The organism is Methylobacterium fujisawaense, from assembly GCF_039619325.1.
In the GTDB taxonomy this organism is placed as follows: domain Bacteria; phylum Pseudomonadota; class Alphaproteobacteria; order Rhizobiales; family Beijerinckiaceae; genus Methylobacterium; species Methylobacterium fujisawaense.
Map to the genome: position 1 here is coordinate 5,989,944 of NZ_CP155000.1, position 13,547 is coordinate 6,003,490.

Annotated in this window: 17 protein-coding genes; 8 read left to right on the forward strand and 9 right to left on the reverse strand. The window is 71.0% G+C overall.

Translation table 11 applies throughout. The features are described from left to right. Positions 1-97: 97 nt before the first annotated feature. The 5 genes from ABC766_RS28400 to ABC766_RS28420 all read left to right on the forward strand — a co-directional run bounded on the left by ABC766_RS28400 (position 98) and on the right by ABC766_RS28420 (position 3,836). On the forward strand, positions 98-541 hold the full coding sequence (locus ABC766_RS28400) for an OsmC family protein (RefSeq protein WP_345822851.1): 444 nt from the start codon (positions 98-100) through the stop codon (positions 539-541). Positions 542-621: 80 nt separating this feature from the next. Further along, positions 622-987 (forward strand): nuclear transport factor 2 family protein, encoded by a 366-nt coding sequence (locus ABC766_RS28405; RefSeq protein ID WP_345820041.1) that lies wholly within the window; start codon positions 622-624, stop codon positions 985-987. 100 nt (positions 988-1,087) lie between these two features. Continuing rightward, complete coding sequence (gene serS / locus ABC766_RS28410) at positions 1,088-2,428, forward strand: serine--tRNA ligase (RefSeq protein ID WP_043385037.1); 1,341 nt, start codon at positions 1,088-1,090, stop codon at positions 2,426-2,428. Continuing rightward, the gene (surE, locus tag ABC766_RS28415; protein ID WP_043346675.1) at positions 2,428-3,192 is read left to right on the forward strand and encodes a 5'/3'-nucleotidase SurE; all 765 of its coding nucleotides are present in this window, start codon (positions 2,428-2,430) and stop codon (positions 3,190-3,192) included. Before serS ends, surE begins: the two co-directional genes overlap by 1 nt. Beyond that, entirely contained in the window at positions 3,189-3,836 is a 648-nt protein-coding gene (locus ABC766_RS28420) for a protein-L-isoaspartate O-methyltransferase family protein (RefSeq protein WP_345820042.1), read from the forward strand. The genes surE and ABC766_RS28420 overlap by 4 nt, the downstream gene beginning before the upstream one ends. A 104-nt stretch (positions 3,837-3,940) precedes the next feature. Here ABC766_RS28420 and ABC766_RS28425 read toward each other — a convergent pair whose 3' ends face one another. From ABC766_RS28425 to ABC766_RS28450, 6 genes are all read right to left on the reverse strand, one after another. Further along, complete coding sequence (locus tag ABC766_RS28425) at positions 3,941-4,819, reverse strand: phytoene/squalene synthase family protein (RefSeq protein WP_043757506.1); 879 nt, start codon at positions 4,817-4,819, stop codon at positions 3,941-3,943. Further along, the gene (locus tag ABC766_RS28430) at positions 4,819-5,217 is read right to left on the reverse strand and encodes an Mth938-like domain-containing protein (protein WP_043384961.1); all 399 of its coding nucleotides are present in this window, start codon (positions 5,215-5,217) and stop codon (positions 4,819-4,821) included. Before ABC766_RS28430 ends, ABC766_RS28425 begins: the two co-directional genes overlap by 1 nt. 13 nt (positions 5,218-5,230) lie before the next feature. Continuing rightward, the gene (gene secF / locus ABC766_RS28435) at positions 5,231-6,172 is read right to left on the reverse strand and encodes a protein translocase subunit SecF (RefSeq protein WP_043757501.1); all 942 of its coding nucleotides are present in this window, start codon (positions 6,170-6,172) and stop codon (positions 5,231-5,233) included. Positions 6,173-6,400: 228 nt separating this feature from the next. After that, complete coding sequence (gene secD / locus ABC766_RS28440) at positions 6,401-8,005, reverse strand: protein translocase subunit SecD (protein ID WP_043350919.1); 1,605 nt, start codon at positions 8,003-8,005, stop codon at positions 6,401-6,403. Positions 8,006-8,062: 57 nt separating this feature from the next. Next, positions 8,063-8,395, reverse strand: coding sequence for a preprotein translocase subunit YajC (yajC, locus tag ABC766_RS28445; RefSeq protein ID WP_012319243.1), 333 nt, complete (start codon positions 8,393-8,395; stop codon positions 8,063-8,065). A 131-nt stretch (positions 8,396-8,526) separates the two neighbouring features. Further along, the gene (locus ABC766_RS28450; RefSeq protein ID WP_345820043.1) at positions 8,527-9,408 is read right to left on the reverse strand and encodes an alpha/beta hydrolase; all 882 of its coding nucleotides are present in this window, start codon (positions 9,406-9,408) and stop codon (positions 8,527-8,529) included. A 123-nt stretch (positions 9,409-9,531) separates the two neighbouring features. Between ABC766_RS28450 and ABC766_RS28455 the strand changes: the two genes are divergently transcribed. Further along, positions 9,532-9,924, forward strand: a complete 393-nt coding sequence (locus tag ABC766_RS28455) for a YidB family protein (RefSeq protein ID WP_345820044.1) — start codon at positions 9,532-9,534, stop codon at positions 9,922-9,924. Between the two features lie 11 nt (positions 9,925-9,935). Here the strand turns inward: ABC766_RS28455 and ABC766_RS28460 are convergent, their stop codons facing one another. Next, positions 9,936-10,196: a hypothetical protein gene (locus tag ABC766_RS28460; protein ID WP_043757495.1), complete on the reverse strand. Its 261-nt coding sequence runs from the start codon at positions 10,194-10,196 to the stop codon at positions 9,936-9,938. A 164-nt stretch (positions 10,197-10,360) separates the two neighbouring features. On the opposite strand from ABC766_RS28460, the gene ABC766_RS28465 reads away from it, so the two are divergent. Continuing rightward, positions 10,361-10,702: a YidB family protein gene (locus ABC766_RS28465; RefSeq protein ID WP_043350910.1), complete on the forward strand. Its 342-nt coding sequence runs from the start codon at positions 10,361-10,363 to the stop codon at positions 10,700-10,702. A 113-nt stretch (positions 10,703-10,815) separates the two neighbouring features. Here the strand turns inward: ABC766_RS28465 and ABC766_RS28470 are convergent, their stop codons facing one another. Then, positions 10,816-12,327, reverse strand: a complete 1,512-nt coding sequence (locus ABC766_RS28470) for a peptidoglycan DD-metalloendopeptidase family protein (protein ID WP_345820045.1) — start codon at positions 12,325-12,327, stop codon at positions 10,816-10,818. Between the two features lie 202 nt (positions 12,328-12,529). Here ABC766_RS28470 and ABC766_RS28475 point away from each other — a divergent pair, with 202 nt between their 5' ends. Further along, complete coding sequence (locus ABC766_RS28475; protein WP_043384948.1) at positions 12,530-13,084, forward strand: GNAT family N-acetyltransferase; 555 nt, start codon at positions 12,530-12,532, stop codon at positions 13,082-13,084. A gap of 43 nt (positions 13,085-13,127) precedes the next feature. Here ABC766_RS28475 and ABC766_RS28480 read toward each other — a convergent pair whose 3' ends face one another. Then, on the reverse strand, positions 13,128-13,406 hold the full coding sequence (locus tag ABC766_RS28480) for a hypothetical protein (RefSeq protein WP_345820046.1): 279 nt from the start codon (positions 13,404-13,406) through the stop codon (positions 13,128-13,130). Between the last annotated feature and the right edge of the window lie 141 nt (positions 13,407-13,547).

Genomic DNA, 13,547 nt, shown 5'->3' on the forward strand with positions numbered 1-13,547 from the left:
CCGTATTTGGATGCATGGCCCGGGCCTTCCGAACGGGAACCCGGATCGGGCGTTGATCATCGCGGCGGCGCGGGTGCCGTAACGGCCGGGGGGCATGATGGACGCGGGACCGACGATCCGGATCACCCAGGTCGCCGATTACGTCTTCACGGTGGATTTCGGCGCGGCCCTGCCGGCGCTTCTCACCGACGAGGCGCCTCCGATCGGCGGCGGGACCGGGCCGTTCCCCGAGCAGCTGCTGATCTCCGGCGTCGCGAACTGCCTCTGCGCCAGCCTGGTCTTCGCCCTGGGGAAGTTCCGCCAGGAGGCGCGGGGCGTGGCCGCCGAGGCGTCCTGCCGGCTGGAGCGCAATGCCGAGGGGCGGCTCCGCGTCACCGCGATCGACGTGCGGATCCGCCTCGGCGCGGCGGCGGCCGACCTGCCGCGGATCGACCGGGTGCTGGAGCAGTTCGAGCGGTTCTGCACCGTCTCGGAGAGCGTGAAGGCCGGGATCCCGGTCGCCGTGTCGGTGGCCGATCGCGACGGCACGCGCCTGAAATGACCGGCGCCCCGGGGAAAGATCGGCCGCCCGGCGCATTGCCGCAGCACCAACCGGCCGCCGGAGCCGGACGAGGAGACGCCATGTCGGATCAGACGCGAGAACCCGCCCGCGCCCCCGAGGACCTTGCCGTCCTGTTCAACCTGCGCGCCAATGCCGGCGATGTCGAGGGCCTCGTCGCCCTCTACGAGCCCGACGCGGTGCTGGCCGCCGGCCGGGTCGTCGCCACGGGCCATGCCGAGATCCGGAGCTTCTACGCCGACCTGCTGGCGCGCAAATCCGACTTCCCGGCCCCGGAGACGCTGCCGCCCCTGCGCAACGGCCCCCTCGCCCTGACCTTCGCGCGTCTGCCGAACGGCGCCCTGTCGGTGGAGGCCGCCCGGGAGCAGGCGGACGGGACGTGGCTCTGGGCGATCGACCAGCTCAAGATCGCGCCGCCGAAGAGCTGACCGTCGGCCCGGACGCGCCCCCGCGCTTGTCCCACCGGACGCGATGCGGCAAAGCGGAGCCCGCGCGCTCGACGCTGCGCAGAAGACCCGAGCCGACTCGATGCACGACATCCGCGCCATCCGGGAGAACCCGGACGCCTTCGACAGCGACCTCGCCCGCCGGGGCCTCGCGCCGCTCTCGGCCGCGCTGATCGCGCTGGACGAGGCGCGGAAGGCGTCGGTCTCGGCCGCGCAGGCCAACCAGGAGCGGCGCAACGCCCTGGCCAAGGAGATCGGCGGCGCCAAGAAGGCCAAGGACGAGGACCGCGCCGCCGCCCTGATGGCGGAGGTCGCGGCCCTGAAGGGTGCCGAGCCGGAGCTGAAGGCCGCGCAGGACGCGGCCGACAAGGCGCTGGCGGACAAGCTCGCCGCGATCCCGAACCGGCCGAAACCCGATGTGCCGGAGGGCGCCGACGAGCACGGCAACGTCCTCTACCGCAGCCACGCCGCGACCCGCGAGCGGCTTACCGAGGGCCGCGAGCATTTCGAACTCGGCGAGGCCGCCGGCCTGATGGATTTCGAGGCGGCGGCCAAGCTGTCCGGCGCGCGCTTCGTGGTGCTGAAAGGTCAGCTCGCCCGGCTGGAGCGGGCGCTCGGCCAGTTCATGCTCGACCTGCACACCCAGGAGCACGGCTACCTGGAGGTGGCGCCGCCGGTTCTGGTGCGCGACGCCGCCATGTTCGGCACCGCGCAGCTGCCGAAGTTCGAGGACGATCAGTTCTCGGTGTTCAAGGGGCTGGACGCCGTGAAGACGCTGGACTCCGCGGCGGACCCGGCCTCCGGCAACACCGAGAAGTTCTGGCTCGTCCCCACCGCCGAGGTGCCGCTGACGAACCTCGTCCGCGAGTCGATCCTCCGCGAGGAGGAGCTGCCCCTGCGCTTCACCGCGCTGACGCCCTGTTTCCGGGCCGAGGCCGGGTCGGCGGGGCGCGACACCCGCGGCATGCTACGCCAGCACCAGTTCAACAAGGTGGAGCTGGTCTCGATCACCACGCCGGAGGAATCCGCCACCGAGCACGAACGGATGCTCACCTGCGCCGAGGCGGTTCTGAAGAAGCTGGATCTGCCCTACCGGGTCATGACCCTCTGCACCGGCGACATGGGCTTCGCCTCGCAGAAGACCTACGACATCGAGGTCTGGGTGCCGGGCCAGCGCACCCACCGCGAGATCTCGTCGTGCTCGGTCTGCGGCGACTTCCAGGCCCGGCGGATGAACGCCCGCTACCGGGGCAAGGACGGCAAGCCGGCCTATGTCCACACGCTCAACGGCTCGGGCGTGGCGGTCGGCCGCGCGCTCATCGCCGTGATGGAGAATTACCAGAACCCGGACGGGAGCATCACGATCCCGTCGGTGCTCCACCCCTACATGGGCGGGCTCAACCGGATCGAGGGCACCCGCTGATGCGCATCCTGGTCACCAACGACGACGGCATCCACGCGCCGGGGCTCAGTACCCTGGAGGAGATCGCCCGGGAGCTGTCGGACGACGTCTGGGTGGTGGCGCCGGAGAGCGACCAGTCCGGCGTGTCGCACTCGCTGTCGCTCAACGACCCGCTGCGCCTGCGGCAGGTCTCGGAACAGCGTTTCGCCGTGAAGGGGACGCCGTCGGACTGCGTGATCCTGGGCGTGCGCCACATCCTGGGCGACCACGGGCCGGACCTCGTCCTGTCGGGGGTCAACCGCGGCCAGAACGTCGCCGAGGACGTGACCTATTCGGGCACGATCGCGGCCGCCATGGAGGGGACGATCCTCGGCATCCGCTCGATCGCGCTCAGCCAAGCCTACGGGGTGGGCGGACGCGGCGCCCTCAAGTGGGACTGCGCCCGGACGCACGGGGCGAAGGTCGTCCGGAAGATCCTGGAGACCGGGATCGAGCCCGGCATCCTGGTCAACGTGAACTTCCCGGATTGCGAACCGGCCGACGTGCAGGGCATCGCGGTGGCCGCGCAGGGCTTCCGCAACCAGGCGCTGCTGTCCATCGACGCCCGGGTCGACGGGCGCGGCAACCCGTATTTCTGGCTGGCCTTCGCCAAGGCCCGGTTCGAGCCGGGCCACGGTTCGGATCTGAAAGCCATCGCCGAGAAGCGGATCTCGGTGACGCCCCTGCGCCTCGATCTCACGGACGAGCCGACGCTGACGCGCTTCGCGCAGGCCTTCGCCGAGTGATCGATCTGGGCAGCCTGGAAGAGGCTGCCGGCAACGCGGCCTTCGTCATGGCGCTCCGGGGCCGGGGCCTGCGGGACACTGCGGTGCTGCGGGCCATGGAACAGGTGCCCCGGGACACCTTCGCGCCGCCGCAGCATCGGGAGCATGCGCGGCGGGACATCGCCCTGCCGCTGTCCTGCGGGGCATCGATGACGGCCCCCTCCACCGTGGCCCTGATGCTGGCGCTGCTGCGGCTCGAGCCGGGCCAGCGCGTCCTGGAGATCGGCACGGGCTCGGGCTACGTGACCGCCCTGCTCGCCCAGCTCGGGGCCGGGGCGGTGCTCAGCCTGGAACGCTACACCTCCCTGGCCGGGGCGGCGACGCGGCGGCTCGCGGCCCTGTCCGAGGTGCATGTCGTCCGGGCGGACGGGCTGGCCCCGGACCTGCCGGACGGGGGGTTCGACCGGATCCTGGTCCACGGCAGCGTCGCGGCGATCCCGCAGCACTGGCGCGCGGCCCTCGAACCCAGCGGACGGCTGGTGGCGGGCCTCAGGGGCGAGGGCGGCTGCCGGGTCGCGGTGCTGCCGACGCCGGAGGCCGAGCCGGAACCGGGGGCGCCGGTGCGGCTGACGGCGCTGATGCCGGGACTGGCGCGGGTTCTCTGACGCCGAGCCGACAGCGCGCGCGCCGCGAAGCGACCGAGGGCCGGGCGACATTTGCGAGCGCGGCGCCGCTGGATTGCCCCCTCGCGAGGACGGTGGAGCGACCCTTAGCCCACCCGCCGCGCCGCCCGCCACAGGCGCCACAGCCGGCGCCAGCGCGGCAGTTCGACGGGCGTGTTGAGCGGGTCGTAGGAGGCCCGCTCCATGGCGGCGAGGTAGGGTTCCACCAGGGCCGTGGGCAGGAAGGCGGCGCCCGCCGAGGGGGCGATGGTCGGACGCGCCGCCTCGAATGCCTTGAGGTGCTGCCGGGCGAGGTCGCGCAGGTCGGCACAGGCCCGGCGCAGGCCCGGCCCGCCGCGGCCCGTGACGATGTCCTCGCGGGTGACGCCGTAGCGGCCGAGGATGTCCGCCGGCAGGTAGACCTGCCCCGAGCGGGCGTGCCAGGGCAGGGCACGCAGGAGTCCGGTGATCCCATAGGCAACCCCGGCATGGCCGGCCGCCCCCGCGCCGCCCGGCTCGGTACCGTTGCCGATCACGAGGCTCGCCAGCCGGAACAGGGCCGAGGCGGTCTCGCCGCAATAGCCCTCCAGGTCGTTCACCCGGGGCATCGGGTCCTCGTAGAGATCGAACACCCGTGCGTCGATCAGGTCGACGAAGGGCTGGCGACCGAGGCGGTTGACCCGGATCGCCTCCTCCAGGGCCGCCGCCACCGGATTGGCGCGCACGTCGCCCCGGGCCTCCCCCTGGAGGGCGTCGCGCCACCATTGCAGGCGGATCTCGCCGGCCAGCGGGTTCGAGGCCGCCTCGCGCACCCGCGCGATGGTCAGGCTGAAGGCGTAGAGGGCGAAGAGGTGCGGACGGGCGGCGGCCGGGGCGAACAGGGTGGCGTAGTAGCGGTCCGGATCGCCGGTCCGCACGAGATCCTCGCAATGGGATTGCGCGAAGGCGAGCCCGGTCTCGGTGGTCCTGCCCTCGACCTCCGGCATCAGGCCACCGCGATCAGCGCGGCCGCGACCTTGCGGTTCTCGGCCACCAGGATGTTGTAGGTCCGGGCCGCGGCCCCGGTCTGCATCACGTCGAGGCCGACGCCGAAATCCTTGAGCCAGCCCCGCAAGGCGGGGTCGATGGCGGCGATGTCGAGGCCGGTGCCGACGAGCAGCAACTCGATCCCCTCCGATTCCGCCTGGACCGGCCGCAGGGCCGTCCGGTCGATCGCCCTCGGCTCCGTCACCTCCCAGGCCCGAACCCCCGAGGGCAGCAGCAGGATCGAGCCGCGATGCGACATCCCGGCGAAGCGGAAGCCGCCATTGCCGTAGGTGTCGATGATGTGGCGACCCGGCACGAAGCCGGAGTCGAAGGTCTTCGGACTTGGCTGATCGGCCATCTCGGAAAAAGGACTACTCCGCCGGTTGCGGGACGCCGGACCGCTCGGACGCGGCGCGGGCGCCCGAGAGCATCAGGCCCAGATAGATCAACACCGGAGTCGAGATGAAGATCGCCGAGTAGGTGCAGATCAGGACGCCGCAGAGCATCACCACGGCGAAGCCCTTGATCGCCTCGCCGCCGAACAGGACCAGCGCCAGCAGCGACAGGGAGGACGAGATCGACGTCATCACCGTGCGCGACATGGTCGAGTTGATCGACAGGTTCAGCAGGTCGACGGTGGGGATGGTCTTGTACCGCCGCATCAGCTCGCGGGTCCGGTCGAACACCACCACGGTCTCGTTGAGCGAGTAGCCCACGATGGTCAGGATCGCCGCGATCGAGGTCATGTTGAACTCGATCCGGGTGATGATGAACACGCCCACCGTCAGCACGATGTCGTGGAGCGTGCCGACGATGGCGCCGAGCGCCAGCTCCCGCTCGAACCGGAACCAGAGGTAGAGCAGCACCGCCACGACGGAGAGCACGACGCCCAGCGTGCCGGACTGCACGAGTTCGCCGGAGACGCGCGGGCCGACGGTCTCGGTGCGGCGGAACTCGTAATCCTTGTCGAAGGCGGCGTGCGCCTTGTTCATCACCGCGGTCTGGCCCTGCTCGCCGGGCTGGAGCGGCAGGCGGACCAGCACGGTACCCTGGTTGCCCAGTTCCTGCACCTCCGGCTCGCCGAAGCCGAAGCCCGCCGCCGTGTGCCGGATCGCCGCGACGTCGGCGGTGCCGGATTTCGCCTGCAATTCGACCAGGGTCCCGCCCTTGAAGTCGATGCCGAAGTTCAGCCCGATCGTCAGGAACAGCGCCACCGTGACGAGCGACAGCACCGCCGAGAGCGGGAAGGTGAAGCGCCGGAATCGCATGAAGTCGAAATGCGATTCATCGGGCCAGAGGCGGAGCAGGCGCATGGAAACGGACCTAACGTTTGGGAGATCTCAGCACCGGTCCGCTCGTCCCACCCTCACCCTCGACCTGAGGCGCCGGAGCGAAGCGGAGGCCTCGAAGGAGGGCTCCAGGGATCGCAGCGCCGTCTGGAGGGCCCCTTCGAGGCCCGCTGACGCGGGCACCTTAGGATGAGGTGAGGGTCTGGAGCGGCCTTCTTCCGCCGGTGATGCGTCTCCCGAAAGTGAACTCGTTCAGAACGGCAGGGTCTTCGGCCGGAAGGTCTTGTACCACACCGCGATCATCATCCGGGTCAGCGTCACCGCGGTGATGACCGTCGTGAGGATGCCGAGGATGAAGACCACGGCGAAGCCCTTCACCGGGCCCGAACCGAGGAAGAACAGGATCAGGGCGGCGATCGCCATGGTCGAGTTCGAGTCGATGATGGTGGCGAAGGCCCGGTCGAAGCCCGCCTGCAGCGCCGAGATCAGCGAGCGGCCGGCATGGCTCTCCTCGCGCATGCGCTCGTAGATCAGGACGTTCGAATCCACCGCGGTGCCGATGGTGAGCACGATGCCGGCGATGCCCGGCAGCGTCATGGTCGCCTCCAGCACCGACATCAGGCCCAGGATCAGCCCGACGTGGACGATCAGCGCGATGTTGGCGATGAAGCCGAACGTCCCGTAGGTCGCGAACATGAAGGCCACCACGAGGCCCGCCGCCACCAGGGTCGCGAGCTTGCCGGCCTCGATGGAGTCGCGGCCGAGGCCCGGGCCGACGACGCGGCGCTCGACCACGGTGAACTTGGCCGGCAGCGCGCCGGCCCGGAGCAGGACCGCCAGGTCGTTGGCCTGCTGGACGGTGAAGTTGCCGGTGATCTGGCCCGAACCGCCGGTGATCGCCGAGCGGATCACGGGGGCGGAGACGACCTCGTTGTCGAGCACGATCGCCATGCGCCGGCCGATATTCTCCGAAGTCGCCTGCCCGAACCGCTGCGCGCCGCGCAGGTTGAACTTGAAGCTCACCATCGGCTCGTGGGACTGCTGGTCGAAGGCGGGCTGCGCGTCGGTCAGCTCGCCGCCATCGGCCATGACCCGGCGCTCCACCGGGACCTTGGCGCCCTTCTCGTCCTTGGAGGGCAGCATGTCGACGTCGCCCGAGGGGCTGTCGGCGAGCATGCGGAACTCGAGCTTGGCGGTCGAGCCGAGGAGCTTTTCCAGCCGCTCGGGATTCTGCTCGCCCGGCACCTGGATCAGGATCCGGTCGGCGCCCTGCTGCTGGATCGACGGTTCGGTGGTGCCGGTGGAGTCGAGGCGGCGCCGGATGACCTCGATGCCCTGGCTCACGGCCCGGCGGGTCCGGTCGGTGATGCCGGCATCGGTCAGCATGAGGCGGATCACGCCGCCCGGCTGCTCGGAGATGTCGAGGGTACGGGCCGCCGTCTGGCCTATCGAGGTGGTGATCGGCTGCGACAGTTCCTGAAGCTTCGGCAGGACCTTGGCACGGGCGGCGGCGTCGTCGATCTTCACCTGGACGCCGCGCGGCAGGAGACCGATGCCGCCGTCGGCGCGGACATTCTCCTGCTGGAGCACGCGGCGCACGTCGTCGCGCAGGGCCTTGGCCTGGGAGGCGACCAGCTCGTTCTGGTCGACCTCAAGCAGGAGCTGCGAGCCGCCCTGCAGGTCGAGGCCGAGCACGATGGCGCGGGTCGGCACGATCCAGCTCGGGAACCACGTGGGCAGGCTGGCGACGAAGCCCTTGCGCTGCTCGGGCGAGAAGAAGCTCGGCACGGCGAGCATCAGCCCCACCAGGATCAAGCCCAGTGTCGCGATGATCTTCGCACGGGAGAAGCGCAGCATCGGCCGTCTTTTTCTCTTTTGGGCCGGCGCACGACGCCGGCCGGTTCAACCGGGAACTCAGGCGGCTTTCACCGTGCCCTTGGCGCGGACCTCGGAGATCATCGACCGGACCACCCGAACGCGCACGTTCGGGGCGATCTCGACCTCGATCTCGGGCTGGTCGTCCGACGCCTTGGTCACGCGTCCGACGAGGCCGCCATTGGTGACGACCGTATCGTCCCGGCGCACGGACTTCAGCAGCGCCTGGTGGTCCTTGACCCGCTTCTGCTGCGGCCGCAGGATCAGGAAGTACATGATCACGAAGATCAGAACGAACGGGACCACCTGAAAGGCGATCTCCGCTCCGCCAGCGGCCGCACCGGCCCCTTGCGCGAAGGCGGGGGTGATCAACGAGCGTCTCCTGCGAATGGCGTGCAGGTCTGCCGCCGGATGAGGCGCCCGCAGACCTGTCGAAAAGCGCGCGGACTATAGCCAGGGGCTACCCGAAAGCAACGCCGAAGCGACAGGCCGATGCGGCGCGCTCACAGCAGGGCGCGGATCGCCGCCGCGAACGCCTCCGGCGCCTCCTGGGGAAAGTTGTGCCCGACCCCCGCGACGATCTCACGCCGGTACGGTCCCGTGAAGTGGCGGGCGTCCGTGTCGGTGGCGGGCGGCGGCCCGACGCCGTCGTCGGCCCCGAGCAGCACGATCGTCGGCACGGCGATCGCCGGCTGGGCGGCGAGCCGCGCCTCGATCTCCACCAGCGCCGGATCGCTCGGCACGAGCCCGAAGCGGTGGCGGTAGGAATGCACCACCACGTCGACGAAGTCGGGATTGTCGAAGGCGCGGGCGGTCTGCGCGAAGGTCTCCGCGTCGAACGCCCAGGTCGGCGACCAGAGCCGCCAGAGCAGGCGGCAGAAGGCATCCCGGTTCTCGGCGAGGCCGGCGCGGCCGCGCTCGCCGTGGAGGTAGTACTGGTACCAGAGACGGTGCTCGGTCTCCGGCGCGACCGGCCGCCCGGCGGCCGGGATGTTCTGGATGTTGTAGCCGACGCCGCAGCTCACGAGGCCCCGGACCCGGTCCGGCCAGAGCGCCGCTACCACGCAGGCGGCCCGGCCGCCCCAATCGTAGCCGGCGAGCACGGCGCGCCCGATGCCGAGGGCGTCGAGGAAGGCGAGCAGGTCGGCCCCGAGGGCCGCCTGCTCGCCCGAGCGCGGCGTGGCGGGGTCCAGGAAGCGGGTCGGCCCGTAGCCGCGCAGGTACGGGACGAGGCAGCGCACCCCGTCGGCGGCGAGCCGCAGGGCCGCCGCCTCGCAGGCCTGGATATCGTAGGGGAAGCCGTGGAGCAGCACGGCGGGCGGCCCGTCCGGCGGACCGAACTCCCGATAGGCGATGTCCAGCACGCCGGCCCGCACGCGTTCCATGAACGACTCCCCCTCGCCACGGGGCGATCCTAACGGGTTCGCCGCGCAATTGCCGCACGCGCTTGCCGCCGCCGCGTCGCGCCCGACTTCTCCTGCGACGAAGAAGCGCGACGGTGGAGAACGATGGGACTGCTCGACGGTGCGAAGAACCTGATCGGCGACGTGGTCGCGGCGGCCGACCGGGCCTTTGAGGAGACCGGTAGCGGCAAGCTCGCCCTGGCGCTCGCGAAATTCTATCCCGGCGGCCTCGCGGCCTTCCTCGACCGCCTGAGGGAGACCGGACACGGCGCGGCCGTCGATTCGTGGCTCTCGGCGGGCACGCGGCAGGCGGTTCCGGCCTCCGCGCTGGCGGCCTGCCTGCCGGAGGCGGTGACCGAGCGTCTCGCCTACGATCTCGGCGTGCCGGCCGCGCGCGTTCCCACCGTGCTCGCGGAGTTCCTGCCCGCCGCCGTCGCGGATCAGAGCGAGAACGGGAGCCTGAAGCCCCAGCCGAATTTCAGCACGCAGGTCCGCTGATCATCGGGGCCTCATGGGGCCGCGCATTTCATCAGGGGCGGGGCGGTCGCGCAGCTCAGATGGCAGCTCTGCTTCGCGAAGCAGAACCACGAGAGCGCGCCGCTCTTCAGGCAGGATCCGCCGCAATGCCGGTACGTGCCGTAGAGCGGCCGAACGAAGACGGCATCGGCGAGGGGGCGCGCCTCCGACGACCGCGCCGTCTCCGCGGCCGGCAGCGCCACCGCCGCACCGGCCGCGACCACGAGCACGAAAGACGGTGCCAGGACTCTCATTCGCGTCGACCGTGGAACCGTGTCCGGGCCGGCATACCGGGCCAAAGTCCGGGTCCTGTCGACTAAATTGCGGTTCACGCGGGCCGGGGGCAGCCGCCGGCCTCTCCCGCTTTCCGGACGACGCCCTAGACTCCCGTCGACCGATCCTTCGACGAGAGGCCCACATGAGTCTGCTCAATTCCCTCGGCGGCTCGCTGGGGCAGATCGCCCTCAAGGCGTTGCCGGGCGTGATCCAGCAGGTCCTGCCCGGCGGGCTCAACGCCCTGCTCGATCAGCTCCGGCGATCCGGCTACGAGAGCCAAGTCAATTCCTGGCTCGGCCGCGGGCCCAATGAGCCGATCACCGCCGACGACCTGCGCAAGGTCCTCGACAACGATCAGGTGCGCCAGATGGCGGGAAAGCTCGGAATCCCGATGGACCAGCTGTTCCCGACCCTCGCGCAGGCCCTTCCCGAGACCGTGGACCACCACAGCCCCGACGGGACCCTGCAGGTGCCCAAGGCCTAGGCGGCCACGGCGCGGGCGGGGGGAGGGCCGGCGCGGCATGACCGTCGGTCCGCAACGCGAAACGGCGGCCCCGTCCGGGACCGCCGCCGCGTGCCGCCGCCTTTCCGGTCGGCTCAGTTGCTGGCGAGCTGGGACATGGGATCCACGGGCGCGCCGCCCTTGCGGATCTCGAAATGGAGCTGCGGCGAGGTCACGTTGCCCGACGCGCCGGACTTCGCGATGGTCTGACCGCGCTTGACCTTCTCGCCGGGCTTCACGTCGATCTCGCCGTTATGGGCGTAGGCCGAGACGTAGCCGTTGGCGTGACGCACGAGGACCAGCTTGCCGTAGCCCTTCACGTCGGAGCCGGCATAGGCGACCGTGCCCTCCTCGGCGGCCTTGACGGGGGTGCCCTCCGGGACGGCGATGTTGATGCCCTCGTTGCCGGAGCTGCCATAGCCGGAGATCACCCGGCCCTTGGCGGGCCAGCGGAAGTTCTCCGTCGCCTCGGCCACGGAGCCGGTGGCGGCGGGCTCGGACTTGGCCTGGGCAGGAGCCGCGGCGGCCACCGGCTTCGGCGTCTCCTTGGCGGCGACCTTCTCGGCGGCGGCGGGCTTCTGCGCCGCCTCCTTGGCGGCCTCCTTGGTGGCCTGCTTGGCCGCCTCCTTGGAGGCTTCCTTGGCGGCCTTCGCCTCGGCGAGCTTCTGGGCGGCCTCCGCCTTCGCGGCGGCCTTCGCCTCGGCGCGGGCTTCCTGGGCCTTGGCTTCGGCCTTCGCCTTCGCCTCGAGCTTCGGATCCGCCTTCTTGTCGTCGACCTTCTTCTCCTCGGCCTTGGCGACCTGTCCGGGACGCACGTGCTTCGGCTTCTCGCCGTCCTTCGCGGTGGCGTCCTTGCGGGTCTTGGCGTCGGCGACCTTGCGGGCGGCGGCGTCGCGGGCGAGCGCCTCCTTGCGCTCCGCCTCCTTCTCGGCGGCGGCGGCCTTCTGCGCCGCCTCCTTGGCGGCCTTCGCCTCGGCGAGCTTCTGGGCGGCCTCCTTGGCCTCCTCGCGCTTCGCGGCGATCTTGTTCTCGACCTGCTTGGCGTCCTCGCGCTTCTCCTCGGCAGCCCGGGCGGGTCGGGCGGACATCGGGGCCGCGGCGGGGTTCAGCCCGGAGGCGTTGTAGACCGGGATCACGATCTGACGACCGGGCGTGATCTGGCTCGCGTTGCTCAGGCCGTTGGCGGCCAGGATCGCCGAAGCGGGCACGCCGAAGCGGGTGGACATCTGGTTCAGGCTGTCGTTGCGCGAGACGGTGATCTGCGTGCCGCCCTCGGCGCTCCAGCCGACGCCGCCGGTGGAGGCGACTCGGGTCGCGGGGGCGGCAGCAGGGGTCTGGGCCGGACTCGCGGCGGCGGCCGGACGCGCGGCGCCGGGCGCGCTCAGCGCCTCCGATTGGATGCGGCCGGTCCGGACCGGCGGCACCGACTTCAGGGATCCGTCCGGCAGGCTGCCGGTGGCCGAAGGCTCCGAGTCGAACGGATTCGAGAATGGGTTGCCCAGCCGCGATGCGTCCGAGGAACAGGCGGCGGCCGCCCCGCCGATCATGCCGATGAGCGCGACGCGCGACAGCGTCCGCAACATCTGACCCGTACCGCGCACCCGCATCGACACACCCGTTTGCCTGACGCAACCTGATGCCCCAATGAAGACGGATTCAGGTTAAGCAACCGTTCCCGTTCCGCATACCTGCGACCCAGAAGCGAAGGAGCGCGCAGGGTTTCGCGCAGGGTTTCGCGCCGTGCCGGGGATGAAACCCAGGGGCGAGACCGTCCCTTTTCCTACCTGGGCGGCTCCCCACATCGTGGACATGTTTACCATCCGCGGCGCGCGCGACAGCTTGGCCGATCTGCCGGCGATCGAGACCGCGCGCCTCTCGGTCGCCGCCCTTCAGCCCGCGGACGCAGCGGCCCTGCGCCGGCTCACCGACGATCCGGCGATCACCGCCGCGGTGGACTTCCTGCCGACCCCGTTCACGCTCCAGGATGCCGAGGATCTGATTCGCAGCGGTCGGCGGGGCCGGGACTGCTTCCTCGGGGCCTGGACCCGCGGCGGCGCCGATCCCGGTGTCGCCCCCGATCCGGCGGGACGCGACCTGGTGGGGGTGGTCGGGACGCATCTGCGCGGCACCGGCACGATCGAGATCGGATACTGGATCGGGGGCGCCGCCCGCGGGCGCGGCTTCGCCTACGAGGCCGTATCGGCGATCCTCGGCCTTCTCGGCGCGCGCTTCCCGGCGCGCCTCGTGGTGGCGGAATGCCGCCCGGCCAACGTCGCGTCCTGGGGCCTGCTGCAGAAGCTGGGTTTTCGCGACACCGGCGAGGAGGGGCACCGCCCGGGCCGCCGCCTGCTCAGACGGGATTGAGCCCCATGGCCGGCGGGCGGACCCCGACCGCTGGTCTCAGGTCTCAGGCTCCACGCCGCCGCACCTTCGTGCGCCGCGGGCCGAGCGCGAAGGACGCCTCGTCCTCCGGCGAGCGCTCCGCCAGGGCGAAGCTGTGCAGTTCGTTCAGCCCGCCCCCGTCCCGGGGCTGCACCGCGACCAGGGCGTAGAAGGCCGCCCGCACCACATCCTTCCTGGACGCGTCGGGATGCGTCTCGCGGACGGCGACGCGCAGCGCCTTCGGCGTCATGCCAAGTGCGGCCAGGCTCCAGAGCGTCGCCGCGAGCGCCTCGATCGAAGCCATCCGAAACGCCCCCGTCGGTCGAGTCCCATCGTCTTTATACGGATCGGCCCAGCAACGACGCAAGTCTCGTTCAGACGACCGCAAGATCGGCGGCTCATCGAGCACATATTGTCACAACAATACGTCGATATACGAAGTCGA